A 24,220-nucleotide genomic window follows, 5' to 3' on the forward strand; every position below is an offset into this window, starting at 1 on the left:
CCCGGCCACCCCCTACGCCCCCAGCCCCCGCGACAACGTGTAGATCAGCAGCCCGGCGAGCGAGCCCACCACGGTGCCGTTGATGCGGATGAACTGCAGGTCGCGTCCGATGTGCGCCTCGATCTTCCGCGTCGTGTGCTCGGCGTCCCAGCTCGCCACGGTGTCCGTGATCAGGGACGTGATCTCCTTGCGGTATGTGGTGACGACGTACACCGCCGCGCCCTCCACCCAGCTGTCGACCTTGGCCTGCAGCCGCGGCTCGACCGCCATGCGCGAGCCCAGCGACAGCAGCGAGGCCCGCACCCGCAGGCGCAGCTCGCTGCGCTCGTCCTCGGCCGCCGAGACGATCATCGACCGTACGGCGCTCCAGGCGGACGCGATGAGGTCCTGCACCTCGCCGCGGCCCAGCACCTCGCCCTTGAGCCGCTCGACGCGCGCGCGGGTGTCCGTGTCGGACTGCAGATCGGCGGCGAAGTCGGTGAGGAAGCGGTCGAGGGCGGCGCGGGCGGGGTGGGAGGGCATGTCGCGCATCTCGGTGACGAAGCGCAGCAGCTCCTTGTAGACGCGCTCGCCGACCCGCCGGTCGACGAATCTCGGGGTCCAGCCGGGGGCGCCGCCCTGGACGGCGTCCATGATCTCGTCGTCGTGCAGGATGAGCCAGTTCTGCGCGCGGGCGACGACGAGATCGACGGCCCGCTTGTGGCCGCCGTCCGCGACGATCTTGTCCAGCATCTTCCCTATGCCGGGCGCGATCTCCTGGGCGTCGGCGCGCCGGGTGATCGCCTCCCCCACGACCGCCTGGACGTCCGAGTCGCGCATCACCGTCAGGGCGCCTCTGAGCGCCGCCGACAGCTCCGCCGTCACCCGGTCGGCGTGTTCCGGCTCGGCCAGCCAGGCGCCGAGGCGGCTGCCGATGCCGACGGCGCGCAGGCGCTGGCGTACGACGTCCTCGGAGAGGAAGTTCTCGCCGACGAACTCGCCCAGCGAGACGCCGAGCTGGTCCTTCTTGTTGGGGATGATCGCGGTGTGCGGGATGGGGATGCCCAGGGGGTGACGGAACAGGGCCGTGACCGCGAACCAGTCGGCGAGCGCGCCGACCATGCCGGCCTCGGCGGCCGCGGCGACGTAGTTCGCCCAGGCGCCCGCGCCCTCGTTCGCCGCCACCTTGGCGAGGACGTACACCAGCGCCACGAACAGCAGCAGCCCGGTCGCGGTGAGCTTCATCCGCCGTACGCCGCGCCGCTTCTCCTCGTCGGCGGCGGTGAAGGTCGTCATCGCACGTACGGCCGATGCGGGGACGCCCCGGTTACCGGCGACGTCCTGGCGGGCATGCTGCTCTACGCCATGTGTTCGCGTTTCATCCGGATTCGTACGTTCCATTCCGCTCCACCCGTCCAGGATCCCCCGCACACATTGTCCCTTCCTGACCTACTCCTGGAACGAATCAAGAGTTCCCGGCGTCTGTCAGGCGGGGGGAGTTCGACGGCGAACTGAGGATGAACTCCGGCGGCCCAATGGGGGGTCCGCGTGGCCCCCCGCCGCCTCATGCCGCATCATGAAGGTGATCACATCGGAGCCTCGGGCTCCCATCCGCCCGAGGAGATACGCACCGCATGACCAAGCGTTACGGTTATGCCCTGCTTTCCGCGATCATCGCCGTGATCGTGGCGGTTTCCACCGCCATATACGTCGGAGTGGCCTCCGACGACGGAAGCACCACCAGCGCGAGCGGCCGCACCCGGGAGGGGACCGGCCCGGGCCCCGCCGCACCCGCCTCCACCGGCATCTGGGTCGGCGCCTGGTCCGCCTCCCCGGTCGGTGCCGAGCCCGGCACCGAGGTGAAGGGCCTGGCGGGCCACTCGGTGCGCAACGTCGTGCACACCGGCGTCGGCGGTACGAGCGCCCGGATCACGCTGTCCAACCTCTACGGCCAGGCACAGCTCACGATCACCCACGCGTCGGTCGCCCTCTCCTCCGCCCCCGGCACCGCGGCCGCCGTCCCGGAGACGATGCGCCGGCTGACCTTCGGCGGGAACACCACGGTCGTCATCCCGCCGGGCCAGCGGGTGCTCAGCGACGCCGTGCACCTGACCATCCCGGCGGACTCCGACATCCTGGTCACCACCTACTCCCCCACCGCGTCCGGCCCGGTCACCTACCACCCGCACGCCCGCCAGACCAGCTACATCGCCCAGGGCGACCTCACCGAGGACGCGACCGGGACGGCGTACACCGGGCAGGTGGACGCCTGGCGCTATCTGACCGCGCTGGACGTCCTCAGCCACGAGTCCGACGGCACCGTCGTGGTCTTCGGCGACTCCCTGACCGACGGCATCTCCTCCAGCCGCAACGCCAACCACCGCTGGACGGACTTCCTGTCGCGCCGGCTGCGCGCGGCGGTCGCGTCCGGGGCGAACGTGCCGCGCTACAGCGTCGTCAACCAGGGCATCAGCGGCAACCAGATCCTGGCCAGCGGCGCCGGGCGCCCCGCGAACAACGAGGCCGGCCTCGGCCGCTTCCACCGCGACGCCCTGTCCCGTACGAACGTCAAGGTCGTCGTGATCGACCTCGGCGTCAACGACATCCTGCGCAACCCGAACCTCGCCGACCCCGACCGCATCCTCGACGGCCTGCGCGCCCTGGTCCGCCAGGCCCACGCCCGCGGCGTCAAGGTCGTCGGCGCGACCCTGATGCCCTTCCAGGGCCACCGCGGCTACACCGACGCCCGCGAGAACGTGCGGCAGCGGATCAACGCCGAGATCCGCGCGGGCCGGGTCTTCGACGCGGTCGCGGACTTCGACAAGGCCCTGAGGGACCCGTACAACCCCCGCAAGTTCCGCCCCGACTACGACTCGGGCGATCATCTCCACCCGAGCGACAAGGGCTACGAGGAGATGGCGCGGTCCTTCGACCTGGACGACCTGAAGGGATCGGCTCCGGCGGAGCTGTAGCCGCGGCCGCTCAGGCCGGGCGGGTCAGTCCTCGTCCCGCTCCCGCTTCTTCTCCCACCGGCTCCCCCGCTCATCATGTACATGGCGCCACTGGTCCCGGTGGTCCTCCAGCATCCCCGTATGCGCCTGGTACTGCTCGTCCCGGGCCGACGCCCGCAGCCCCCGGCGCTCCGCCCTGCGCTCCAGCTTCTCCCGGCGCCGCTCCTCCCTCAGCTCCTGCTTCTGCGCCCGCGTCAGCTTCCGCTCGACCCCGACGCCGCCGCAGAGGGCGAACCCGGTCACGATCACCCGAGGCGCCCCGGGGTCCCCGGGCACCCCTTCCTCACGGTGGTCGAAGCCCCCCATGATCCCGATGCCGCGCACCACGACCTCGACCCCGGGCGGCACGATCACCTGCATCCCGCCCATGATCGCGACGCAGTTGATCTCGATCTCCCGGTCCGCGAAGTTCGCCTCCCGCAGATCGATCTCGCCGCCGCCCCAGAAGGTGAAACAGTTGAACCGCTTCGGCGCGGTCCACCGCCCCTTGCGCTGGAACCCCGACATCACGGCGACACCCCACGTCGAGGACCCCTCGCCGCCGACGATGCGCCCCTGCCAACTCCCCTCCGGGGCCTCGGCCTTCTTGACCATGTCGACCTTCGGCGCGGCCACCGCGCCGACGGGCAGGTCCCGGGTGATGGGCGCCAGATCACCGTATGTCCGAGCCTGGTACGTCGCGTCGAGGCGTTCCTCGAACTCCGCCATGTCGAGACGCCCCTCCGCGAGGGCGTCCCGCAGGACCTCGGCGACTCGTTCACGATCGGCGTCGGAGGCACGCAGCTCCGGGGCTTCGTCGCTCATGTACAGCAGCCTACGAGGAACCCCGCCGAGGGGCTATGAGATCGCCGGCTCGGCCTGTTCCGGCGACACGAGGAGGGCCCGTAGAAGCGTGGTCGGCGGATGGCCCCCGGTCGCCTTGCGGCCGGTGGTGAACACCGGGTCGCCGGGGTCGTGACGCCCCTGAAAAGGACGGGCCGTACCGCCGACCGGCGGTACGGCCCCCTCGTCACTCGCGGTCAGCTCGCTCGCTGCTCCTTGGCGAGGCGGTCCGCGCGGCCGCGCCGGGACCTGCTGAGCACGTCCACCTCCACGCCGGCGCCGTGACCCGGGGTGGCCTCCGCCAGGCGCAGCCGGTCGGCGACCTTGCGAACCAGCTCGTCGTCCGGGCCACGGTCGATGTAGAACAGCGACTCGTCCACCGGGCTGTCGTCACCGCCCCAGCGCACCACGCCCTCGCAGTCGGCGAGGATGTCGCGCAGTGTCAGCATCTGCAGCGGGAAGAGACCACCGCTCGCGCTCGCACCCGGACGGATCCGGACCGCGGTTCCGGAGGCCAGGTTCGACTCCGGCCGGTTCTTCTTCAGGCCGTCCATCTGCCGCCAGCCCGCGAGGTCGATCCGGGTGAGCTGCTCGACCTCGTAGTGGAAGCGCCGGACGACGTGGAGCAAGATCGCCTCCACGTCGCCGATCCGGATGTCGACCTCAAGGCCGGTTCCGGGGACTGGGCGTGTCCACACCGTGGAGACGTGATTTGCCTCCTTTTCCAGGGCCCAGCCGTTCATGGATCTGGGCACGTCGGTCGGTGTGGTCTGCGGGGCCTTGACGGGCACGGCCGTCGCCACGCCGGGGACCAGGGTGGTCACGGCCGCTGCGGCTGTGACGATGCCCGCGTGTGTCAGCACTGTCCGTCTGGACACGCCACCTCGTGTGTCGTGCTGCACGTCTCGTTCCTTTCTCACGGTGAGTAGATGATGAGCGCCGTGGTCGGCAGGAGGGTGGCCAAGACGCTGACCAGCCAGTAGGTGCGTGGCGCAAGGGAACTCCGGCGTGCGAGCGACCGGTTGACCGTGCTCCAGAGCAGGGCGTAGAGGCCGACGACGACGGTGGCGATGACCACCCAGACCGCCATACCGTCGTTTTCCTCCGGCTCGGGGCCTGTCACCAGGCTCGATGCCAAGAACCACAGCAGCCAGACAGGCACCACGGCTGGGATCCCGAGAAGCAGATTCGCCCCCAGGGCTGCCGCCCATCGTCTGGTCATCTCTCCAGCTTTCTTTCGTTCGCCTGTGTTACGACGCGGCGCGAGACAATGCGTTGTACTGCTCCAGGACGTTGTACAGGCCCATCAGTTCTTGTCCGTACTTCTCGGCGTCCGGGCCCGTACCGTTGTACCGGCCGAGTACGGCTTCGGTGATGTGGACGTCGCCGTCCAGGCCCGGGCGGTCGATACCGAGCAGTTCCGCGTTCCAGAGCAACGTGTACGCGACGCTGCGGACGTTGTATTCCTGGTCGTCGTGGAGTTTGTCCCACACGGTCTTCAGGTCGGTCTTGGAGTCGGGGTCCAGTCCGGTGCCGTTGATGATGCCTTCGCCGATGCAGTAGTTGCGGGCCTGGATGGCGGTCGCGGCGAAGATCTGTCCCCAGCCGGTACTGGAGTCGTCCTTCAAGCCTGCTTGGACCGCCGCGTCGGCGGCGAAGTCGCCGGGATTGAGTTTGCGCAGTTCCCATATGACCGGGGCCTGGATGAGCGCCTTGCGCATCCGCAGTGACCGGGCCAGTGAGGTGAAGAGCCAGTCGGCGTCCACCACTGCGTCGAAGGCCTCGGTGGTGGAGATGCCGCCGAGAGTGGCCCAGTCCTTGTCGGTCCAGCCGTCTCCGCCGGTCTCGGGAACGCCGATCGACTCCAGATAGTTCTTCACGTCCTGCAGCATGGAGGCTCGGTGGGCCTCCTTGTTCAGGCTCGTGTCCAAGCCGTCGAAGGAGACACCGGGATTGAAGTCGCTCTGGCCGAAGTCGCGTCCGGAGACGATGTTGTTGTCGATCTCGATCGAACCTGCGCCCGAACCGACCGTGATGGTGGATATCTGGTCGAACGCCCAGTTGGTGGGCAGCGGGTAGCCGAGGTTGCCGGAGAAGCCGCTGGACATGTCGGAGACGAAGCTGGTCGCGGCGTACCCGGCGTCGGCGACCCGCTGGCAGACGTTGCGCGGGCCGTAGATGCCCACGCGGTAACCGGAGTTCTCGCCGATGGTGCGCGTGACCGCACGGAAGTGCGGGAGAATGTACGTGGTGACCTCGCCGTCCATCGCGTCGTAGTCGACGGCGAAGTAGATGATGGTGCCGGACTTGAAACCGTGGTACTTGGCCCACTCGATCGCCCGGAACGCGTCGGCGGTGCCCTGGTTGTGACTGAAGTAGTCGGCGGACCGGCTCCACGTCTGGAAGATCGGGAAGCAGCGCAGCCCGTAGTCCTTGATGGTGGCCAGCTCACCCGGCTGGATCGCCTTCTCCGGCAGGGACGTCGTGGAGGGGTTGAAGAGGTAGCGGCCGATGTACTTGTAGCCGGCGTCCTTGAGCGCCTGCGCCCGCGCGGGGGTGATCTTGGTGACGCCGTCGCAGGCCTCGCCCTTGCGGGACTGGTCGCCGTAGGAGACCAGCAGGGAGGCCCAGGTCGGGAAGTCGCCGACGCCGGTGACAGGTAGCTTGCTGAAGGACTGGAAGCTCTGCACACCCGCCTGAACCGTGGAGGTGAAGCTTCCGAAGGGAATGTTCCGCTTGTTCAGGATCATGGCCGCGGTGAACAGCTGCGCCCAGACGCCAGTGGTGCCCAGCGACACGCTGTGGCTCTTCAGACCGGCCCGGGTGCCGGGCCCGAACACGCCGTTCGCGACGCCGTCGGCCATGCCCAGCTCGTACTGGATGGCCAGCAGCATCGACTTGGCCACATCGCGGGAGTGGTGTCCGTCGCAGGGGATGACGTAGTAGTCCTTGCGCAGGATGTACCGGCCGTTCAGCCACTGCTGGATGGAGCGGATGGTGTCCGAGCCGTCGAGGACGGTGACGTAAGCGTCCATGTTGAACAGGCCCTTGACGACCTTCGGCCACAGGGAAGTGCCCGGGTAGACACTGTCCACGCCCATGTTCTGGTTGAGCTTCGCGACAGCGGCCTTGACGCGGTCGTTGTACTTGCCGTCGATCTCACCGCCGTCGTAGCCCTTGCAGTACAGCGCGGACTGGATGATGCGGCAGAAGTTCGCCGAGGGGATGGTCGTCTCGTCCAGCTTGCCGTACTTCTCCCCGATCGTTGCCAGGGTGGTCGGGCCAAAGGAGTTGGACAGGGCGGAGATGCCCATCTCGTACTGGAGCGCCCGGGTCAGGGCGTACATCACGGGCCAGCCGGTCCGGCCGTTCTCCTCCAGCTTGGATATGCCGAGCGTCGCACCATTGTTGTAGGTGGTGTTCACGAATCTCTGGGCGCGAAGCACCAACTCGTCGGCCATGATTCCGTCTTCTCCTGTCGTCCGGCGTGGGGAAGTTGATGCGGTGAAGAGAGGGGCATCGCGACATCGCACTGTCGACCTGGAGGTCAACTCATGGGGACACGTGGGCAATAAGGTCCGCTACTCGGCGGACGCATACCTCGGTACCGCACCTCGACAGCGCGACGGATGCAGGACGACTGCGATGAATCGGCAAGCAGACGTCGTACGGCAGCCCAAAACTGCCCTCCCCCTTGACTCGAATGCCTGGCGCGCTGGTCGGGTGCGCCTACGGCAACTGGTGTGATCTTCCGTCGCGTATGAAAGGCGGTCAAGTCCGGTATGGATTGAATATGGTGTTGCGCGGCTGAGCGGGCTCAGCCTGTCACCCGACTGTGATCTCACCGGAATGAAGCCGTTTCAACCAATGGCGAAGTCTCCCGATGACGGACGATCACCGCTGTGGCTAGGGGATTTCAATATGAAAGGGCTTCAACCTATGCAGCATCTCCGCGATCACGGCCTCGATGTCGGGCTCCCGCACCGACAGATCCACCAGCGGATACTCCGCCGCGATCCGCGCCACCAGCACCGCCGCCGACTCGGCCGCCGGGAACGCCAGCCACTGCCGCGGCCCCTCCACCTTCACCACGCGCGCGGGCGGCGCCTCGATCGGCGGCAGCTCGCGCTCCAGGTCGACCACGAGGGTCCGCTCGCTCTGGCCCACCTCGTGCAGCCCGGCGAGCGGGCCGTCGTACATCAGCCGCCCGTGGTCGATGACCATCACCCGCGAGCACAACTGCTCGATGTCCTGGAGGTCGTGCGTGGTCAGCAGCACCGTCGTGCCGCGCTCGGTGTTCACCTCGCGCAGGAACTCCCGTACCTTCGCCTTCGAGATGACGTCGAGCCCGATCGTCGGCTCGTCCAGATACAGCACGTCGGGGTCGTGCAGCAGGGCCGCCGCGATGTCGCCGCGCATGCGCTGGCCCAACGACAGCTGCCGCACCGGTACATCCAACAGCGCGCCCAGGTCGAGGAGTTCGACGAGCCGGTCGAGGTTCTCGCGATAACGGCCGTCGGGGATGCGGTACATGCGGTGCATCAGCTTGTACGAGTCGATCAGCGGCAGGTCCCACCACAGCGTCGTGCGCTGCCCGAACACCACCCCGATGCGGTGCGCGAGGCGCTTGCGCTCGCGGGAAGGGTCGATGCCGGCGACGCGCAGCCGTCCGCCGCTCGGTGTCAGGATCCCCGTCAGCATCTTGATCGTCGTGGACTTCCCGGCACCGTTCGGCCCGATGTAGCCCACCATCTCGCCGCGCGCCACGGTGAAGGAGATCGAGTCGACGGCCCGCACCTGCCGCCGCTCCCGTTTGAGGAAGCCGGTCTTCCTGCGTACGTCGAAGACCTTCTCGACGCCGTCGAGTTCGATGAACGCGTCGTCCCGCATGGCCTGCCCCTAACTTCCCGTACTCCGATACGACCGCAGCCCGGTCCGCCACGCCAGACCGGCCAGCGCACAGCACACCGCGGCCACCAGCGGCGACGCGAAGGCCGTCCACTCGGGCAGGCCGATCGGGTACGGCCGCCCCAACACGTGGGCGGCGGGCACCCAGTTGACGAAGGCGAGCGGCAGCATGAAGGTCACGCCGCGCACCAGGTCCTTGCCGAACACGGTCGGCGGATACTGCAGCAGGGTGGTCCCGCCGTAGGTGAACGCGTTCTGCACCTCGGCGGCGTCCTGTGCATAGATCTGGAAGGCCGCGCCCGCCACGAACACCGCCGAGAAGATCACCGCACCGCTGACCACCATCACCGGCACCAGCAGCACCTTCGGCGCGCTCCAGTCGACGTCGACCGAGAACAGCGCCCAGCCCAGCACCAGCGCGCCCTGGGTGATGCGGCCCAGCCGGCGCAGCGCGAAACGGTCCGCGCCTACCTGGGCGAGCACCGGCGCGGGCCGTACGAGCAGCGTGTCGAAGGAGCCGTCGCGCATCCGGGCGCCCAGGACGTCCATCGAGCCGAGCGCGAGGTCGGCGATCCCGAACGCCGTCACCGACAGCCCATACAGGAAGGCGACTTCGGGCAGCGACCAGCCGCCCAGCGTGTCGACCTGAGAGAACATCAGCAGGATCCCGACGAAGTCCATGCCGGTCATGGTCAGGTTGCCGATCATCGTGACGACGAAGGACGTGCGGTAGGTCATGCTGGAGCGCACCCACATCCCGGCGATCAGCCAGTAGGCCCGCAGTCCCGCGACGACGGCGCTCCGCTCACCCACCCTGCACCACCACCCGCCGTGCCGCCGCCGTCTGGAGCAGCCGCCCCGCCGCCAGCAGCACCACCGCCCACGCCGCCTGGAAAGCGAACGCGTTCAACGGGTCGATCTCGCCCATCAGGACGTCGGCCGGCATCTGGATCTGCGCCGCCCACGGCAGCATCTGCACGATGTCGCCGAACGCTCCCGGGAAGGCGTTCAGCGGGAGCACGATGCCGGAGAAGAAGACCCCTGTGATCATCAGGACCTGCGAGACGCCCATGCCGTCCAGCAGCCAGAACACGCTCAGCGCCGCCAGATAGCGGATCGCGAAGCTGACGACCGTCGCCAACAGCAGCGCGAGCAGACAGGCCGCCCAGGGGGTGACCCCCGTCGGCAGCGCCATCGGGAAGAAGAGCGCGCCGAACGCGAACGGGATCACGCCCCGCCCCAGCATCTGGAACAGCGCGCGCCCCACGTCGCCTGCCAGCCACCACAGTTGGAGGTCGGCCGGCCGGTAGAGGTCCACGGCGATCTCCCCGGTGCGGATACGCTCCATCAGGTCCTTTTCCGCGCCGCCGCCCTGGATCGCGAGCGTCGCGTAGAGGCACTGTCCGAGCCACACATAGGTGACCGCCTGCGCCTGGTCGTACCCCCCGAGGTGAGGCTTCTCGTCCCACAGCGCCAGATACGTGTAGACGAGGATCACGCCGAAGACGGTGTTGGTGAAAACTCCGGCCGCCGTCGCCGCCCGATAAGTCGCGTACCGTCTGAATCCGCCCACCGCGACGGTTAAGTACAACCGCCACGAGCCCACACCCACAGCCCTCCTCGCCCGCGCCCGACACCGAAGCTCAGGAGCCTAGTGCGCCGGCAGAGGGCCAGGCCACGAGTTTTCCGACCGGGCGCACCTCTTCAGCGACCTGCGAAGGACAGGCCCACACGCGCCGACCGCCGGGCACGCTCCCGGCGGTCGGACGGTCAGCGGTTGGCGGTCGCCGGATCAGGCGCCGGTGGTCTCCCAGCTGCTGCACTTGTCCCACCGGATGCCGCCGGTCACGGTGCCCTTCCAGTCGCCGAGACACGCCTTGATGGACAGCGGTGTGCCTTCCTTGACGGAGAGGTTTACCGTGCGGGTCGTGCCGACACCGTTGCGGTTCCAGTAGTAGTACTCGTTCCCCTCGCCGCCGATCGAGATGATTCCGATGGTCGAGTGGCCGTCCTTGACGAGGTCGGTGATGGTGAAGATCTCGCCATGGGTCTTTATGTGCGCCTTGCCGCCCCAGTACTCCTTGGGCGTCACGTCGTAGTCGGCGGGGGCATAGGCCGTGCGGTCCGTTCCGTCCGCGTGTGCCGAGGTACCCGAGGCCAGGGCGAGCAGGAGGGCGGCCGTACCCGCGAGGGCGGAGCGTGCCACGAGACGCATGTGTGTTCCCCTTTGGTCAGTCAGTTGGTCAGCCGATCGCGCGCAAGAAAGATCGTCGCACGAACAAGCCCATCACTGTACAAGAGTTCGAATGCGGAACTCGCTGCCGGTGGACCACGCGTTCTGCCCACTGTGAAGTGAGCCGCGCCGGGGAACTGATCACCGGATGGCACAGTCTCCATAAGGGGCGTAGAAGGCGTACGGGAACGCACAACGCGAAACAGGAGTCTGTGCACAACATGAGCGACGAGCCACAGCAGCAGCCGAGCCGTAAGCCCAAGCGGCCGAAACGGACGGGCTGGCGGCGGATCATCCCGACCTGGCGGATGGTGCTCGGCACCTTCGTCATCGGCACCCTGCTGCTCGTCGGCCTGTTCTTCCTCGGCTACTCGATGGTCAAGATCCCGCCCGCCAACTACCTGGCCACCCGGCAGAGCAACGTCTATCTCTACGCCGACGGCAGTGAGATCGCCCGCGACGGCGAGGTGAACCGGGAGAACGTCACCCTCGCGCAGATGTCCAAGGACGCCCAGCACGCGATCCTCGCCGCCGAGGACCGCGACTTCTACACCGAGTCCGCCGTCGACCCCAAGGCGATGCTGCGCGCCGCCTGGAACACGGCCACCGGCAAGGGCAAGCAGTCCGGCTCCACGATCACCCAGCAGTACGTGAAGAACTACTACCTGCGTCAGGAGCAGACCCTCACCCGCAAGGTGAAGGAATTCTTCATCGCGATCAAGCTGGACCGCGAGAAGACCAAGGACGAGATCCTCGAGGGCTACCTCAACACCAGCTTCTTCGGCCGCAACGCCTACGGCATCCAGGCCGCCGCCCAGGCCTACTACGGCATGGCCGCCAAGGACCTCGACCCGGCCCGCGCCGCCTATCTGGCCGCGCTGGTCAACGCGCCGAGCGAGTACGACGTCGTCGCCCACCCGGAGAACAAGCCGGCCGCCGTGGCCCGCTGGAACTACGTCCTGGACGGCATGGTGCAGAAGGGCTGGCTCAGCGCGTCGAACCGGGCCGGGCTGAAGTTCCCGACGCCGAAGGAGTCCGCCGTCTCCGCGGGGCTGTCCGGGCAGCGCGGCTACATCGTCCGGAACGTCCAGGACTATCTCCTCAAGAACAAGATCGCCGACAAGGACTCGCTCGAAGCCGGCGGCTACCGCATCACCACCACCCTGCAGAAGGACAAGCAGAAGGCCTTCGTCGACGCCGTCAACGACAAGCTGATGTCCAAGCTGGACAAGAAGAACAACGAGCCGGACAACAACGTCCGCGCGGGCGGCGCCTCCGTCGACCCGAAGACCGGCAAGGTCGTCGCGATGTACAACGGCATCGACTACGTCAAGCAGTACACCCCCAACGCCACCCGCCGGGACTTCCAGGTCGGCTCCACCTTCAAGCCGTTCGTGTTCACCTCGGCCGTGGAGAACGGCTCGACCACCCAGGACGGCCGCCCCATCACCCCGAACACGATCTACGACGGCACCAACAAGCGCCCGGTCCAGGGCTGGACGGGCGCCTACGACCCGGCGAACGAGGACGACGTCTCCTACGGCGACATCTCGGTGCGCGAGGCCACCGACAAGTCCGTCAACTCGGTGTACGCGCAGATGGCCGTCGACGTGGGCCCGCAGAAGGTGAAGGACACCGCGGTCGACCTCGGCCTGCCCGCCGCCACCCCGGAGCTGTACCCGTCCCCGTCCATCGCGCTCGGCGTGGCCACCGCCAGCGTCCTCGACATGGCGGAGGCCTACGCGACCCTCGCCAACCACGGCAAGCACGGCACGTACACCATGATCGAGAAGATCACGAAGGACGGCACCGACGTCGTCGAGCTGCCCGAGCGCAAGACCTCCCAGGTCATCAGCCGCGAGGCCGCCGACACCACGACCTCCGTCCTGCAGAGCGTCGTCGACAACGGCACCGCCACCGCCGCCCAGGCCGCCGGCCGGCCCGCGGCGGGCAAGACCGGCACGGCGGAGGAGGACACCGCCGCCTGGTTCGCCGGATACACCCCCGACCTCGCCACCGTCGTCGCCGTCATGGGCCAGGACCCGGTCACGGCCGAGCACGAGTCGCTGTACGGCGTGATGGGCCTCGACCGGATCAACGGCGGCGGCGCACCCACGGAGATCTGGGCCCAGTACACGCGGGAGGCCCTGAAGGGGAAGCCGGTCACCGACTTCGACCTGGAGCTCCAGGAAGGCGCCGAGGTGCCCCAGTACCCGACGACGGACCCGACCGAGGGCGACGAGGACAGCGGCGACCAGGACGACGGCGGCAGCACCGGGGACCCCACGACCGGCGGCCAGGACACCGAGGGCCAGACCGGGGGCGAGACCCCGGGCGAGACGGACGGCGGCACCACGGGTGAGCCCACGGACGGCGGCACGACCGACGGCGGCACGACCGGTGACACCACCACCGGCGGCACCTCCGACGGAGGCACGACCGACGGCGGCGCCACGGGCGACACCGATACCGGCGGAACGGACATCGGCGGCAGCACGGCCGGCGACACCTCCACGGGCGGTACGGACAGCGGCGGCGGAGGCGGAGAGACGACGGGAACCGTGCGCGGACCGTTTCAGTGACCGCTGATCAGTGACCGCTGGTCGCCTTGAGGCCCACCACGGCGACGAGCAGCAGACAGACGAAGAAGGTCCGCGCGGCGGTCGCCGGCTCCCCCAGCACCACCATTCCGACCACCGCCGCACCCGCCGCCCCGATGCCCACCCACACGCCGTAGGCGGTGCCGATGGGCAGCGACCGCGCGGCGTACGACAGCAGCAGCATGCTGACGACGATGCCGGCACCGGTGAACAGGCTGGGGAGAGGCCGGGTGAAACCGTCGGTGTACTTCATGCCGACCGACCAGCCGACTTCCAGCAGACCGGCGACGACGAGCAGAACCCAGGCCATGACGCGCACCCTTCGCAAAGACGGAAACCTGGCAGTGCGTCGTCTTTGCCTCTGTCCCTGCTGGGATCCCGGTACGGCGCGTCTCGTCGGGCTCCTTCAAAGCTAGCAAAGGAACGACGAAAGGGCTGGTGACAAGGGTCACCAGCCCTTTCGAACCGTCGATTCAGAGGTAGAGGCCGGTCGAGTCCTCCGACCCCTCGAACCGGTCGGCGGCCACGGCGTGCAGATCACGCTCCCGCATCAGCACGTACGCGACCCCGCGGACCTCGACCTCGGCACGGTCCTCCGGGTCGTACAGGACCCGGTCACCCGGCTCCACGGTCCGTACGTTCTGCCCCACCGCGACGACCTCGGCCCAGGCCAGCCGGCGGCCGACGGCCGCGGTGGCGGGGATCAGGATGCCGCCACCGGAACGCCGCTCGCCCTCACTGGTGTCCTGCCGCACGAGTACACGGTCGTGCAGCATCCGGATGGGCAGCTTGTCGTGCTGGGTGCTGTGCTCGTTTCTGTTGGCGCTCACGCCTCGAACCTACCTGCCTTTACCGCATACGTACGCCGCCGGGTGCGCCGTCACTCAGCGCTTGCGGCGCCGGGTGCCCAGCGTCAGCAGCCCCACGACGCCGACGGCGACGAGCGCGACGGGCACGATCCGCTCCAGCCGGGGCGCGCCCTCCTCGTCGGTGAACTTGGCCTTCACATCGCTCACCACCCGGTTGACCTCGACGTAGGCCCGTCCGAGGGTGTGGTCGATGTTCGAGACGACCTTGGCCTTGGCGTCGCCGACGATCGTCTTGGGGTGCACGCGCACCCCGATCTCGTCGAGTGTCTCGGCCAACGCTGCGCGGCGGGCCTTGATGTCCGCCTCGATCTGCGCCGGGGTTCTGGTGTCCGACGTGTCCGCCACCGTACGGCCTCCGAAGTGAAGCTGATGCTGTTTCCGGACAGTCTGTCAGCTCCGGGCCCGGCCGCACGGTCAGGACCCCCGGTTACGCTGGTTCGATGAGCGAACGACTCCAGCCGGGGGACGCGGCCCCCGCCTTCACCCTCCCCGACGCCGACGGCAACGAGGTGTCCTTGTCGGACCACAAGGGCCGCAAGGTCATCGTCTACTTCTACCCGGCCGCCCTGACGCCCGGCTGCACCAAGCAGGCCTGCGACTTCACGGACAACCTGGAGCTGCTGGCCGGCGCCGGCTACGACGTCATCGGCATCTCCCCCGACAAGCCGGAGAAGCTCGCCAAGTTCCGCGACAAGGAGTCCCTGAAGGTCACCCTGCTCGCCGACCCGGAGAAGTCCGTCACCGAGTCCTACGGGGCCTACGGCGAGAAGAAGAACTACGGCAAGACCTACCTGGGCGTCATCCGCTCCACGATCGTCGTGGACGAGGAGGGCAAGGTCGAGCGGGCGCTGTACAACGTACGGGCGACCGGCCACGTGGCCAAGATCATCAAAGACCTGGGCATCTGAACGAGATCCAGACATCGGGAGCCAGGTCGGCCCGCCCCGGCACCGGCCTGCGCTCCTCACTCCAGGCACCCGGCGCAAGCTCCTCGGCGGCCCGCCGCCAGAACCGTACGGCGCCCGGGTTGTCGTCCTGAAAGGCGACCTCCCAGTCCCCCGGATGCCGCGCCACGACCTGCCGTACGGCCTGCAGCCCGACGCCCGCCCGCCGGGCCCCCCGCACCACGAAGAAACTGTTCAGCACACGCACGGGTCCACCGAGGGCCCGCACGAAGGCGAATCCGACGGGACGGCCACCACTGTCGAAGAGATACGGCGCCCAGTCGACGGCGTCGGCGAAGGCGGCCTCCAGCCGCTCGCTGCGGAAGGTGCCGTCGGGGTTGGGCAGTTGGCCGCCGAACTCCGACATGTCGTGCCGGAACAGAAGCCAGAGGCGTTCGACGGTGGGACGGTCGTCGGGGGTGGCTGGGCGTACGTGCACCGGCACCGCACTGTGAATGGTCATGAAAAAAGCCTCCCGGCGGAGGAAGCTCCGGGCCGGAAGGCTTGACGTGCGCTCAAGAGGATATCAGTGCATGGTCGGCGCGGGCGTCCCGGTAGCATGGCCGGGCAAGGTCACGCGGCCGTGGTGGAATTGGCAGTCACGCTGGGTTTAGGTCCCAGTGGGGTAACTCCCGTGAGGGTTCGAGTCCCTCCGGCCGCACCAACTACTGCGCGAGCAGTTCCCGTACGACCGGCACCAGCGCCCGGAAGGCCTTTCCCCGGTGGCTGATGGCGTTCTTCTCCTCGGGGCTCAGCTCGGCGCAGGTCCGGCTCTCGCCCTCCGGCTGGAGGATCGGGTCGTAGCCGAAGCCGTTCGTGCCCGCCGGCTCATGCCGCAGCACTCCCCTCAGCTGTCCCTCGACCACTCGCTCCGTGCCGTCCGGCAGGGCGAGTGCGGCCGCGCAGGCGAAGTGGGCGCCTCGGTGAGCGTCGTCGATGTCGGCCAGCTGGGACAGCAGCAGCTCCAGATTCGCCTGGTCATCCCCATGCCGTCCCGCCCAGCGGGCGGAGAAGATGCCGGGGGCGCCGTTCAGGACGTCGACGCACAGGCCGGAGTCGTCGGCGACGGCGGGCAGGCCGGTCGCCCGGGCCAGGGCGTGAGCCTTGAGCAGCGCGTTCTCGGCGAAGGTGACGCCGGTCTCCTTGACGTCGGGGATGTCCGGGTAGGCGTCCGCGCCGACGAGGTCGTGGGGCAGGCCTGCGTCGGCGAGGATCGTCCTGAGTTCGGCGATCTTTCCGGCGTTGCGGGTGGCGAGGATCAAGCGGGTCATGCCCTTCAGTATCCAGGGCAGTATCCAGGGCCCGCCCGGCGCCCGTTACGACGTGCAGACCTTGGTCAGCTCGCCGGCCGCGTCCGTGACCGGGCTGACGTCCGGGGTCGAGTCGCCGTTCTCGACGGACTCCCGGACGTTGGTGACGGCCTTCTGGAGGTCGTCCACCGCCTTGTTGACGTCGGCGTCGTCCGTCTTGTCGCCGATCTTGTCGAGGTTCTTGTCGATGGAGGTCAGGGACTCCTCGAGCTGCGTCGGGTCGTTCGACGCGTTCTCCACGGCCTGCTGGAGTTCGGTGACGCTGTCGGCGATGGTGTCGGCCGTCTGGACGCAGTCCAGCGCCTTGTCGACGGCGTCGCAGCCGGTGGTCAGCCCGGCCGTCAGCCCGACGGCCGCGATGGCTGCGGCGGCTATGGCGGTACGGCTCCGGCGGCGTCGGCTCGTGGCCATGGGTGACGTTCCCTCCCTGCTCAGGCCTCGCAGGCCCCCGTGCGGTCACTGGCCGGGCGCACAGCGATCAAGCCGTACGCCCGTACTCCTAGTGACGCGGGGAAAGGCGGCGCGGTTGCCTGAAGGCGCGGCTCTTCTTGGTGCGTCCTTTACTTTTCGAGGACGGTATCAAGTGCCTTGCGCTGGAGTTCGGCCAGCTCCCCGCAGCCCGAAACCGCGAGGTCCAGCAGGGAGTTGAGCTCCTCGCGGGCGAACGGCTCGGCCTCGGCGGTGCCCTGGACCTCGACGAAGCGGCCGTCGCCGGTGCAGACGACGTTCATGTCGGTGTCGGCCTTGACGTCCTCCTCGTAGCAGAGGTCGAGGAGGGGGGCGCCGGCGACGATGCCGACCGAGACGGCGCTGACGGTGCCGGTGAGGGGCTTGCGGCCGGGCTTGATCAGTTTCTTGCCCTGGGCCCAGGAGACGGCGTCCGCCAGCGCCACGTACGCGCCGGTGATGGCCGCCGTACGCGTGCCGCCGTCGGCCTGGAGGACGTCGCAGTCGAGGACGACGGTGTTCTCGCCGAGCGCCTTGTAGTCGATGACCGCGCGCAGGGAGCGGCCGATGAGGCGGCTGATCTCGTGCGTACGGCCGCCGATCCGGCCCCGGACGGACTCGCGGTCACCGCGGGTGTTGGTGGCGCGGGGCAGCATGGCGTACTCCGCGGTGACCCAGCCCTCGCCGCTGCCCTTGCGCCAGCGCGGGACGCCTTCGGTGAAGGAGGCGGTGCACAGGACCTTGGTGTCGCCGAAGGAGACGAGAACGGAGCCCTCCGCGTGCTTGCTCCAGGCGCGTTCGATGGTGACCGGGCGGAGCTGTTCGGGGGTGCGGCCGTCGATTCGGGGGATTGAGGACGTAGCTGCCATGGCGAGAGCCTAGCCGCAGATACGGAAGGGGCCCCTCCCGCGGCGGGAAGGGGCCCCAAGTGCTGAAGCCCGGGACGATGCCCGGGCTTCACATCATGAGGAACTCACGGAGGCGGAAGCCGAGGTGGCCCGCCTGGCCGCAGCTCGCTTCAAAGCGCTGCTCACACGTGTCCTACCTCACAGCCGAGGCCGTTGGGCAACCCTCCCGTCGCTGAAGTCCTCTCCTCGCGGTGAAGATCCTTAAGAGACGGCCTCGTCTGCTCATACTTCTGACCGTGGTTGCGGTGGTGGCCGTGACCGTAGCCATGGCCATCCAGGCGAACAGGATGGAGACGCTCTCCCCCCGCGAGGAACGTAACCGGGCCGCGCCTGAAGCAGGCGTACCGTCGGGGCAGGTGGACTGCCGGAAGGTCAAGTGCATCGCGCTCACGTTCGACGGCAACCCGGGCGAACCCACCGACCGGCTGATGGACCTCCTGAATCAGTACAAGGCGCCGTCGACGTTCTTCCTCGAGGGCCGGCGCATCCACAAGTTCCCGGATGTGGTGCGGCGGATCGCCAACGGCGGCCACGAGATCGGGAACCACACCTGGACGCACCCGGTGCTGACCGATGTCTCTGATGCACAGATCCGCGACGAGCTGCGCCGCACGACACGGGCCATCGCCGGCATCACCGGCAGCGAGCCGACGCTGATGCGCCCGCCCCAGGGGCGCACCGACGACCGCGTCTCCAAGGTCACGGAAAAACTGGGAATGGCGCAGGTGCTGTGGACGCTGACCGCAAAGGACTACGAGACGGACGACACCGCGCTGATCACCAAGCGCGTGCTCGACGGCGCCGGCCGCGACGGGATCATCCTGCTCCACCCGCTGCACAAGGGCACCGTGCCGGCCATGCCTGCCATCCTGAAGGCGCTCAGCAAGCAGGGCTACACCTTCGTGACCGTCTCCCAGCTGCTCGCTCCGGCCAAGGCCGAGCCCGGCAAGATCTACAAGTGACTGCCTGACATGCGAAGCGTCCGCCTCATGGACCCTTCGCCATCACGGGAGCGGCGGCCACCGGTTCCGCCGACTCACATCATGTCTTCGATCTCCGCCGCGATCGGGTCGGCGTCGGTGCCGATGACGACCTGGATGGCGGTGCCCATCTTCACGACGCCGTGGGCGCCGGCGGCCTTCAGGGCGGCCTCGTCGACCAGGCCGGGGTCGCTGACCTCGGTGCGGAGGCGGGTGATGCAGCCCTCGATCTCCTCGATGTTGTCGATGCCGCCGAGCCCGGCGACGATCTTCTCTGCCTTGCTGGCCATTTCGGTCTCCTCACGCACAGGTGGCCCAACTTCGCGAGCGATTGTGTCGTGCGTACCGAAGATGACGTCACAGCAACCCAATCGTCCGTAACTGGTCTACACCACCCGACAGGCGGTCGCCAACCCATGAGCGCCGACAGCCGGGTGAGCCCCGCTCGCGCCCGCTGGAACACCGCGCTCCAGGGCTGCAAAGATGGGGGCCGCGGCTGCCAGGTGCGGGACGGGACGGTTACCCGGGTGTCTTGGCGGCATCGTCATGGGGCTGCCGGCCGCGTGGGTCTGGGCGCCTGGGGTGCGGGCGTGTTCGGCGTCGCCAACCAGGCGCCGCCGGCGGCGACCCTCGCCATCACACACTGCGCGAAGCCGTGGCGCCGCAAGGAGGTCGGCGGCCTGATCCGAAATTTCCTGAAAAGATCCCGCAGAATCCCGCAGGAATCGCGGGTTCCTTATCTCCCCTTCATCGTGCTACAACAGGTCTACACCACTGAGTGGTGTAGACCACCACCCGATGGAGGAAGTCTATGAGCACCGCCACCTCGCCAACGGCGGCCCCCACGAAGAAGTGGGGATCCGGTCTTTTCCAGGGCCTGCAGAAGGTCGGCCGCAGCCTTCAGCTCCCGATCGCCGTGCTCCCGGCCGCGGGCCTGCTGCTCCGCTTCGGCCAGCCCGACGTCTTCGGCAAGGACGGGCTCGGCTGGGACAAGGTCGCGGCCGTGTTCGCCACCGCCGGTGGCGCGATCTTCGACAACCTGCCGATGCTGTTCTGCATCGGTGTCGCGATCGGCTTCGCGAAGAAGTCGGACGGCTCGACCGCGCTGGCCGCCCTGGTCGGCTTCCTGGTCTACAGCAACGTGCTGAAGGCGTTCCCGGTCACCGAGGCGAAGGTCCAGGCCGGCGAGGACATAGCCGCGACCTACAACAACCCCGGTGTCCTCGGCGGCATCGTCATGGGTCTGCTGGCCGCCGTGCTGTGGCAGCGCTTCCACCGCACCAAGCTGGTCGACTGGCTCGGCTTCTTCAACGGCCGCCGCCTCGTCCCGATCATCATGGCCTTCGTCGGCACGCTCATGGGTGTCTTCTTCGGCCTGGTCTGGGAGCCGGTCGGTGAGGTCATCTCCGACTTCGGCGAGTGGATGACCGGCCTCGGCGCCTTCGGCGCGGGTCTGTTCGGTCTGATCAACCGTGCGCTGATCCCGGTCGGCATGCACCAGTTCGTGAACACCGTCTCCTGGTTCCAGCTCGGCGACTTCAAGGACGCCGCCGGTGAGATGGTGCACGGCGACCTCAACCGCTTCTTCGCCGGTGACCCGACCGCCGGCCAGTTCATGTCGGGCTTCTTCCCGATCATGATGTTCGGTCTGCCCGCCGCCGCGCTCGCCATCGCACACGCCGCCCGTCCCGAGCGCCGCAAGGCCGTGATGGGCATGATGATCTCGCTCGCCCTGACCTCCTTCGTCACCGGCGTCACCGAGCCCATCGAGTTCGCGTTCATGTTCATCGCGCCGCTTCTGTACGTGATCCACGCGGTGCTCACCGCCCTGTCGATGGCGATCACCTGGGCGCTCGGCGTCCACGCGGGCTTCACCTTCTCCGCGGGCTTCATCGACTACGCCCTCAACTGGAACCTGGCGACCAAGCCCTGGCTGATCATCCCGATCGGCCTGGTCTTCGCGGCGATCTACTACTCCGTCTTCCGCTTCGCCATCGCCAAGTGGAACCTGCCCACCCCGGGCCGCGAGCCCGAGGAGGAGGTCGAGGACCTCACCAAGGCGTGAGAGGCACGGCATGACGAAGGCCCCGGAACCGGGCAGGTTCCGGGGCCTTCGCGCACATACGGGCCTGAACCCCGTACGGGCTAGATCTCGTACGACCGCCTCGGCACCGCCAGCTCCACCGGACCGTCGTAGACCTCGCGGGCGTCGGCGAGGTTGACCTGGGGGTCGGTCCACGGCGGGATATGGGTGAGGACCAGGCGGCGGGCGCCCGCGCGGGCCGCGGTCTGACCTGCCTCACGGCCGTTGAGGTGCAGGTCGGGGATGTTCTCCTTGCCGTGCGTGAAGGCGGCCTCGCACAGGAACAGGTCGGCGTCGCGGGCGAGTTCGTCCAGGGCGGTGCTGATGCCCGTGTCGCCCGAGTAGGTCAGCGTCCTTCCACCGTGCTCGATGCGGATGCCGTACGCCTCCACCGGGTGGGCCACGCGTTCCGTGTGCACCGTGAACGGGCCGATCTCGAAGGTGGACGGCTTGACCGTGTGGAAGTCGAAGACCTCGCTCATGGAGGAGGCGGTGGGGGTGTCGGCGTAGGCGGTCGTCAGGCGCTGTTCGGTGCCCTCGGGTCCGTAGACCGGGATCGGGGCGCAGCGGCCGCCGTCGTGCCGGTAGTAGCGCGCGACGAAGTACGCGCACATGTCGATGCAGTGGTCGGCGTGCAGATGGCTGAGGAAGATCGCGTCGAGGTCGTAGAGACCGCAGTGGCGCTGCAGCTCGCCCAGGGCGCCGTTGCCCATGTCGAGGAGCAGCCGGAAGCCGTCGGCCTCGACGAGGTAGCTCGAACAGGCCGATTCCGCGGACGGGAACGACCCCGAGCAGCCGACGACGGTGAGCTTCATGAAACAGAAACCTCCGCTGGCTGGAAATCCAGAGAATCCGGAAGATCGGGAATGGGGCGTCGGGGGTCGTGCGGTTTGTCGAGCGTAAGGCGCAAAACCTCCGGTCGCTCCTCCGCAAAGGGCTGTTGTGGGCGAACTCACCTGTGGTGTCACGCGTTCGGCTGGATACGGGGCGCGAGAAACGGGAGGTGCGTGCGAAGGGGCGCACGAGCGGGTGTGCGCCGGTACCTTCGTCACCATGGACACGTCCTGGTGGCTGGCGCTCGCGGCGGTGGTACTGCTGGCGCTGGTCGCCACGCTCGTCGACGGGTGGGGGCGCGGGCGGCGTCCCGCGGGGCGGCGGAGCCGGCCGCCCGGGCGGCCGGGGAAGCGGGCGTCGGTCCGTCCGGAGCCGGCGGAGATCTGGTGGGCGCGGGTGCCGTTCGAGGACGGGCCGGAGTCAGATGGGGCGGCGCGATGGGGGTCCCCCCAGGCTTTCGGCACTGGGGGAGCCTCAGGTAGGGCGGTGGCGGGAGACGGGCGGGCGAAGGACCGGCCGTGTCTGGTGCTGGCGGTGCGCGGGCAGCAGGTCACCGTCGCGAAGATCACCAGCAAGTACCGGGACGAGCGGTACGGGGTCATCCCGCTGCCGCCGGGGTCCGTCGGGGACACCCATGGGCGGGCGAGCTTTCTGGAGACGGACGAGCTGCGGCACGTGCCAGTGTCGGACTTCCGGCGACGGGTCGGGGTGATGGACCCGGTCGTATGGGACCAGGTCCGTCACCTCTCGTCCTAGGGCGCCGTCACACACCCCGTAGCGGGCCTCGCGGGCCCCTAGCCGGTGGACCGGCTCACGCCCAGAGCTGCCCCTGGAGCGTCTCGATGGCCTCTTCCGTGGTCGCGGCGGTGTAGACGCCGGTGGAGAGGTACTTCCAGCCGCCGTCGGCGACGACGAACGCGATGTCCGCGCTCTCCCCCGCCTTCAGGGCCTTCCTTCCGACGCCGATCGCCGCGTGCAGGGCGGCGCCGGTGGAGACGCCCGCGAAGATGCCCTCCTGCTGGAGGAGTTCGCGGGTGCGGGTGACCGCGTCGGCCGAGCCGACCGAGAAGCGGGTGGTCAGGACGGAGGCGTCGTACAGCTCGGGTACGAAGCCCTCGTCGAGGTTGCGCAGGCCGTAGACGAGGTCGTCGTAGCGCGGTTCGGCGGCGACGATCTTGACGTCGGGCTTGTGCTCGCGCAGGTAGCGGCCGACGCCCATCAGGGTGCCGGTGGTGCCGAGGCCCGCGACGAAGTGGGTGATGGAGGGGAGGTCGGCGAGGATCTCCGGGCCGGTGGTGGCGTAGTGGGCGCCGGCGTTGTCCGGGTTGCCGTACTGGTAGAGCATCACCCAGTCGGGGTGTTCGGCCGCCAGCTCCTTGGCGACCCGTACGGCGGTGTTGGAGCCGCCCGCGGCCGGGCTGGAGATGATCTCCGCGCCCCACATGGCGAGCAGGTCCCGGCGCTCCTGCGAGGTGTTCTCGGGCATCACGCACACGATGCGGTAGCCCTTGAGCTTGGCCGCCATGGCCAGCGAGATGCCGGTGTTGCCGCTGGTCGGCTCCAGGATGGTGCAGCCCGGGGTGAGGCGCCCGTCCTTCTCCGCCTGCTCGATCATGTGCAGGGCGGGGCGGTCCTTGACCGAGCCGGTGGGGTTGCGGTCCTCCAGCTTGGCCCAGATCCGGACGTCCTCGGACGGTGACAACCGCGGCAGGCACACCAGGGGGGTGTTGCCGACCGCGGCGAGCGGGGAGTCGTAGCGCATGAGTGATCAGGCCATACCGCCGGCCACGGCCGGCAGGATCGTGACGCTGTCGCCGTCGGAGAGCTTGGTGTTGATGCCTTCGAGGAAGCGGACGTCCTCGTCGTTGAGGTAGACGTTGACGAAGCGGCGGAGCTGGTCGCCGTCCACGATGCGGGCCTGGATGCCCGCGTGCCGGGTCTCGAGGTCGGTGAACAGCTCGGCGAGGGTGTCACCGCTGCCCTCCACCGCCTTCTGACCGTCGGTGTACTGGCGGAGGATGGTCGGGATGCGGACCTCGATGGCCATGGCTCAGGGCTCCTGTCGGGAGTAGTCAGTCGGGGGCGCGCGGCAGCGCAAGTACAGCGGGGTGGTGCGTGGGTACGGCGCCGCGGCTCACGGCCGTACGGCGGCAGGGTGTCGCGTCAACAGATGGCGCTGGCGAGCCTGCACAGGTCGACGTGCAGCCGCGCCACGAGCAGCATGCCCGGCGTCTTTTCGCTCACGTCGTGGAAAACCATGGGGTCATCGTATCGATTCCCGGTCCGGCTTTT

General features: G+C 68.6%; 27 protein-coding genes, 1 tRNA gene and 1 riboswitch. Of the genes, 7 read left to right on the forward strand and 21 right to left on the reverse strand.

The annotated features are described in order from the left end of the window. Positions 1-12: 12 nt before the first annotated feature. A complete protein-coding gene (locus tag ACP4J3_RS04665; protein ID WP_426530652.1) occupies positions 13-1,380 on the reverse strand; it encodes a DUF445 domain-containing protein in 1,368 nt (455 codons plus the stop codon). A 233-nt stretch (positions 1,381-1,613) separates the two neighbouring features. Between ACP4J3_RS04665 and ACP4J3_RS04670 the strand changes: the two genes are divergently transcribed. Continuing rightward, positions 1,614-2,951: an SGNH/GDSL hydrolase family protein gene (locus tag ACP4J3_RS04670; protein ID WP_426530654.1), complete on the forward strand. Its 1,338-nt coding sequence runs from the start codon at positions 1,614-1,616 to the stop codon at positions 2,949-2,951. Between the two features lie 24 nt (positions 2,952-2,975). Here ACP4J3_RS04670 and ACP4J3_RS04675 read toward each other — a convergent pair whose 3' ends face one another. The 8 genes from ACP4J3_RS04675 to ACP4J3_RS04710 all read right to left on the reverse strand — a co-directional run bounded on the left by ACP4J3_RS04675 (position 2,976) and on the right by ACP4J3_RS04710 (position 10,935). Then, a complete protein-coding gene (locus ACP4J3_RS04675; protein WP_426530656.1) occupies positions 2,976-3,794 on the reverse strand; it encodes a DUF1707 SHOCT-like domain-containing protein in 819 nt (272 codons plus the stop codon). 215 nt (positions 3,795-4,009) lie between these two features. Then, entirely contained in the window at positions 4,010-4,690 is a 681-nt protein-coding gene (locus ACP4J3_RS04680; RefSeq protein WP_426530658.1) for a twin-arginine translocation signal domain-containing protein, read from the reverse strand. A 38-nt stretch (positions 4,691-4,728) separates the two neighbouring features. Then, positions 4,729-5,034, reverse strand: a complete 306-nt coding sequence (locus ACP4J3_RS04685; RefSeq protein ID WP_426530660.1) for a hypothetical protein — start codon at positions 5,032-5,034, stop codon at positions 4,729-4,731. A 28-nt stretch (positions 5,035-5,062) separates the two neighbouring features. Continuing rightward, positions 5,063-7,273: a glycoside hydrolase domain-containing protein gene (locus ACP4J3_RS04690; RefSeq protein WP_426530662.1), complete on the reverse strand. Its 2,211-nt coding sequence runs from the start codon at positions 7,271-7,273 to the stop codon at positions 5,063-5,065. Positions 7,274-7,718: 445 nt separating this feature from the next. Next, a complete protein-coding gene (locus ACP4J3_RS04695) occupies positions 7,719-8,702 on the reverse strand; it encodes an ABC transporter ATP-binding protein (RefSeq protein WP_426530664.1) in 984 nt (327 codons plus the stop codon). Between the two features lie 9 nt (positions 8,703-8,711). Next, positions 8,712-9,533 carry an ABC transporter permease gene (locus tag ACP4J3_RS04700; protein WP_426530666.1) on the reverse strand — a complete coding sequence of 274 codons (822 nt, stop codon included), beginning with the start codon at positions 9,531-9,533 and terminating at the stop codon, positions 8,712-8,714. Then, complete coding sequence (locus tag ACP4J3_RS04705; RefSeq protein ID WP_426530668.1) at positions 9,526-10,326, reverse strand: ABC transporter permease; 801 nt, start codon at positions 10,324-10,326, stop codon at positions 9,526-9,528. The genes ACP4J3_RS04700 and ACP4J3_RS04705 overlap by 8 nt, the downstream gene beginning before the upstream one ends. A 186-nt stretch (positions 10,327-10,512) precedes the next feature. Continuing rightward, on the reverse strand, positions 10,513-10,935 hold the full coding sequence (locus ACP4J3_RS04710) for a hypothetical protein (RefSeq protein ID WP_426530670.1): 423 nt from the start codon (positions 10,933-10,935) through the stop codon (positions 10,513-10,515). Between the two features lie 239 nt (positions 10,936-11,174). Between ACP4J3_RS04710 and ACP4J3_RS04715 the strand changes: the two genes are divergently transcribed. After that, positions 11,175-13,535, forward strand: coding sequence for a transglycosylase domain-containing protein (locus tag ACP4J3_RS04715; protein ID WP_426530672.1), 2,361 nt, complete (start codon positions 11,175-11,177; stop codon positions 13,533-13,535). 7 nt (positions 13,536-13,542) lie between these two features. Here ACP4J3_RS04715 and ACP4J3_RS04720 read toward each other — a convergent pair whose 3' ends face one another. The 3 genes from ACP4J3_RS04720 to ACP4J3_RS04730 form a co-directional block, all read right to left on the reverse strand. Further along, complete coding sequence (locus tag ACP4J3_RS04720) at positions 13,543-13,863, reverse strand: DMT family transporter (RefSeq protein WP_426530674.1); 321 nt, start codon at positions 13,861-13,863, stop codon at positions 13,543-13,545. A gap of 33 nt (positions 13,864-13,896) precedes the next feature. Next, positions 13,897-13,979, reverse strand: a riboswitch (guanidine-III (ykkC-III) riboswitch). Between the two features lie 47 nt (positions 13,980-14,026). After that, complete coding sequence (locus tag ACP4J3_RS04725) at positions 14,027-14,383, reverse strand: GroES family chaperonin (RefSeq protein WP_426530676.1); 357 nt, start codon at positions 14,381-14,383, stop codon at positions 14,027-14,029. Between the two features lie 54 nt (positions 14,384-14,437). After that, a complete protein-coding gene (locus ACP4J3_RS04730; protein ID WP_426530678.1) occupies positions 14,438-14,767 on the reverse strand; it encodes a DUF3618 domain-containing protein in 330 nt (109 codons plus the stop codon). A gap of 95 nt (positions 14,768-14,862) precedes the next feature. On the opposite strand from ACP4J3_RS04730, the gene bcp reads away from it, so the two are divergent. Then, complete coding sequence (gene bcp, locus ACP4J3_RS04735) at positions 14,863-15,330, forward strand: thioredoxin-dependent thiol peroxidase (protein ID WP_426530680.1); 468 nt, start codon at positions 14,863-14,865, stop codon at positions 15,328-15,330. Here bcp and ACP4J3_RS04740 read toward each other — a convergent pair. Beyond that, the gene (locus ACP4J3_RS04740) at positions 15,311-15,829 is read right to left on the reverse strand and encodes a GNAT family N-acetyltransferase (RefSeq protein ID WP_426530682.1); all 519 of its coding nucleotides are present in this window, start codon (positions 15,827-15,829) and stop codon (positions 15,311-15,313) included. The two genes, bcp and ACP4J3_RS04740, sit on opposite strands and share 20 nt — an antisense overlap. Positions 15,830-15,943: 114 nt before the next feature. Between ACP4J3_RS04740 and ACP4J3_RS04745 the strand changes: the two genes are divergently transcribed. Beyond that, a tRNA-Leu gene (locus ACP4J3_RS04745) sits at positions 15,944-16,030 on the forward strand. Position 16,031: 1 nt separating this feature from the next. Here the strand turns inward: ACP4J3_RS04745 and rdgB are convergent. The 3 genes from rdgB to rph form a co-directional block, all read right to left on the reverse strand. Beyond that, complete coding sequence (rdgB, locus tag ACP4J3_RS04750) at positions 16,032-16,637, reverse strand: RdgB/HAM1 family non-canonical purine NTP pyrophosphatase (protein ID WP_426530684.1); 606 nt, start codon at positions 16,635-16,637, stop codon at positions 16,032-16,034. A gap of 45 nt (positions 16,638-16,682) precedes the next feature. After that, entirely contained in the window at positions 16,683-17,087 is a 405-nt protein-coding gene (locus ACP4J3_RS04755) for a hypothetical protein (RefSeq protein ID WP_426530686.1), read from the reverse strand. 149 nt (positions 17,088-17,236) lie between these two features. Further along, positions 17,237-17,974: a ribonuclease PH gene (gene rph / locus ACP4J3_RS04760; protein ID WP_426530923.1), complete on the reverse strand. Its 738-nt coding sequence runs from the start codon at positions 17,972-17,974 to the stop codon at positions 17,237-17,239. 248 nt (positions 17,975-18,222) lie between these two features. Between rph and ACP4J3_RS04765 the strand changes: the two genes are divergently transcribed. Beyond that, on the forward strand, positions 18,223-18,993 hold the full coding sequence (locus ACP4J3_RS04765) for a polysaccharide deacetylase family protein (protein WP_426530688.1): 771 nt from the start codon (positions 18,223-18,225) through the stop codon (positions 18,991-18,993). A 74-nt stretch (positions 18,994-19,067) separates the two neighbouring features. Here the strand turns inward: ACP4J3_RS04765 and ACP4J3_RS04770 are convergent, their stop codons facing one another. Then, positions 19,068-19,301 (reverse strand): glucose PTS transporter subunit EIIB, encoded by a 234-nt coding sequence (locus ACP4J3_RS04770; protein WP_007496374.1) that lies wholly within the window; start codon positions 19,299-19,301, stop codon positions 19,068-19,070. A 521-nt stretch (positions 19,302-19,822) separates the two neighbouring features. On the opposite strand from ACP4J3_RS04770, the gene ACP4J3_RS04775 reads away from it, so the two are divergent. Further along, positions 19,823-21,076: a PTS transporter subunit EIIC gene (locus ACP4J3_RS04775; protein WP_426530690.1), complete on the forward strand. Its 1,254-nt coding sequence runs from the start codon at positions 19,823-19,825 to the stop codon at positions 21,074-21,076. Between the two features lie 80 nt (positions 21,077-21,156). Here ACP4J3_RS04775 and ACP4J3_RS04780 read toward each other — a convergent pair whose 3' ends face one another. Then, the gene (locus ACP4J3_RS04780) at positions 21,157-21,909 is read right to left on the reverse strand and encodes an MBL fold metallo-hydrolase (RefSeq protein WP_426530692.1); all 753 of its coding nucleotides are present in this window, start codon (positions 21,907-21,909) and stop codon (positions 21,157-21,159) included. A 238-nt stretch (positions 21,910-22,147) separates the two neighbouring features. Here ACP4J3_RS04780 and ACP4J3_RS04785 point away from each other — a divergent pair, with 238 nt between their 5' ends. Continuing rightward, positions 22,148-22,684 (forward strand): type II toxin-antitoxin system PemK/MazF family toxin, encoded by a 537-nt coding sequence (locus ACP4J3_RS04785; RefSeq protein ID WP_426530694.1) that lies wholly within the window; start codon positions 22,148-22,150, stop codon positions 22,682-22,684. Positions 22,685-22,739: 55 nt separating this feature from the next. On the opposite strand, the gene ACP4J3_RS04790 is transcribed toward ACP4J3_RS04785, so the two are convergent. From ACP4J3_RS04790 to ACP4J3_RS04800, 3 genes are all read right to left on the reverse strand, one after another. Next, on the reverse strand, positions 22,740-23,690 hold the full coding sequence (locus ACP4J3_RS04790; RefSeq protein ID WP_426530696.1) for a PLP-dependent cysteine synthase family protein: 951 nt from the start codon (positions 23,688-23,690) through the stop codon (positions 22,740-22,742). Positions 23,691-23,696: 6 nt separating this feature from the next. Beyond that, on the reverse strand, positions 23,697-23,975 hold the full coding sequence (locus ACP4J3_RS04795) for a MoaD/ThiS family protein (protein ID WP_426530698.1): 279 nt from the start codon (positions 23,973-23,975) through the stop codon (positions 23,697-23,699). A gap of 116 nt (positions 23,976-24,091) precedes the next feature. Further along, on the reverse strand, positions 24,092-24,187 hold the full coding sequence (locus ACP4J3_RS04800; RefSeq protein WP_316959376.1) for a putative leader peptide: 96 nt from the start codon (positions 24,185-24,187) through the stop codon (positions 24,092-24,094). Between the last annotated feature and the right edge of the window lie 33 nt (positions 24,188-24,220).

Source organism: Streptomyces sp. UG1, assembly GCF_049974585.1.
In the GTDB taxonomy this organism is placed as follows: domain Bacteria; phylum Actinomycetota; class Actinomycetes; order Streptomycetales; family Streptomycetaceae; genus Streptomyces.

Excerpts from the sequence above, each read along its gene's own strand:
- ACP4J3_RS04665 (WP_426530652.1), bottom strand. The coding sequence starts at position 1,380 with ATGGAACGTACGAATCCGGATGAAACGCGAACACATGGCGTAGAGCAG.
- ACP4J3_RS04670 (WP_426530654.1), top strand. The coding sequence starts at position 1,614 with ATGACCAAGCGTTACGGTTATGCCCTGCTTTCCGCGATCATCGCCGTG.
- ACP4J3_RS04675 (WP_426530656.1), bottom strand. The coding sequence starts at position 3,794 with ATGAGCGACGAAGCCCCGGAGCTGCGTGCCTCCGACGCCGATCGTGAA.
- ACP4J3_RS04685 (WP_426530660.1), bottom strand. The coding sequence starts at position 5,034 with ATGACCAGACGATGGGCGGCAGCCCTGGGGGCGAATCTGCTTCTCGGG.
- ACP4J3_RS04690 (WP_426530662.1), bottom strand. The coding sequence starts at position 7,273 with ATGGCCGACGAGTTGGTGCTTCGCGCCCAGAGATTCGTGAACACCACC.
- ACP4J3_RS04695 (WP_426530664.1), bottom strand. The coding sequence starts at position 8,702 with ATGCGGGACGACGCGTTCATCGAACTCGACGGCGTCGAGAAGGTCTTC.
- ACP4J3_RS04710 (WP_426530670.1), bottom strand. The coding sequence starts at position 10,935 with ATGCGTCTCGTGGCACGCTCCGCCCTCGCGGGTACGGCCGCCCTCCTG.
- ACP4J3_RS04715 (WP_426530672.1), top strand. The coding sequence starts at position 11,175 with ATGAGCGACGAGCCACAGCAGCAGCCGAGCCGTAAGCCCAAGCGGCCG.
- ACP4J3_RS04720 (WP_426530674.1), bottom strand. The coding sequence starts at position 13,863 with ATGGCCTGGGTTCTGCTCGTCGTCGCCGGTCTGCTGGAAGTCGGCTGG.
- bcp (WP_426530680.1), top strand. The coding sequence starts at position 14,863 with ATGAGCGAACGACTCCAGCCGGGGGACGCGGCCCCCGCCTTCACCCTC.
- ACP4J3_RS04740 (WP_426530682.1), bottom strand. The coding sequence starts at position 15,829 with ATGACCATTCACAGTGCGGTGCCGGTGCACGTACGCCCAGCCACCCCC.
- rdgB (WP_426530684.1), bottom strand. The coding sequence starts at position 16,637 with ATGACCCGCTTGATCCTCGCCACCCGCAACGCCGGAAAGATCGCCGAA.
- ACP4J3_RS04755 (WP_426530686.1), bottom strand. The coding sequence starts at position 17,087 with ATGGCCACGAGCCGACGCCGCCGGAGCCGTACCGCCATAGCCGCCGCA.
- ACP4J3_RS04770 (WP_007496374.1), bottom strand. The coding sequence starts at position 19,301 with ATGGCCAGCAAGGCAGAGAAGATCGTCGCCGGGCTCGGCGGCATCGAC.
- ACP4J3_RS04775 (WP_426530690.1), top strand. The coding sequence starts at position 19,823 with ATGAGCACCGCCACCTCGCCAACGGCGGCCCCCACGAAGAAGTGGGGA.
- ACP4J3_RS04780 (WP_426530692.1), bottom strand. The coding sequence starts at position 21,909 with ATGAAGCTCACCGTCGTCGGCTGCTCGGGGTCGTTCCCGTCCGCGGAA.
- ACP4J3_RS04785 (WP_426530694.1), top strand. The coding sequence starts at position 22,148 with ATGGACACGTCCTGGTGGCTGGCGCTCGCGGCGGTGGTACTGCTGGCG.
- ACP4J3_RS04790 (WP_426530696.1), bottom strand. The coding sequence starts at position 23,690 with ATGCGCTACGACTCCCCGCTCGCCGCGGTCGGCAACACCCCCCTGGTG.
- ACP4J3_RS04795 (WP_426530698.1), bottom strand. The coding sequence starts at position 23,975 with ATGGCCATCGAGGTCCGCATCCCGACCATCCTCCGCCAGTACACCGAC.
- ACP4J3_RS04800 (WP_316959376.1), bottom strand. The coding sequence starts at position 24,187 with ATGGTTTTCCACGACGTGAGCGAAAAGACGCCGGGCATGCTGCTCGTG.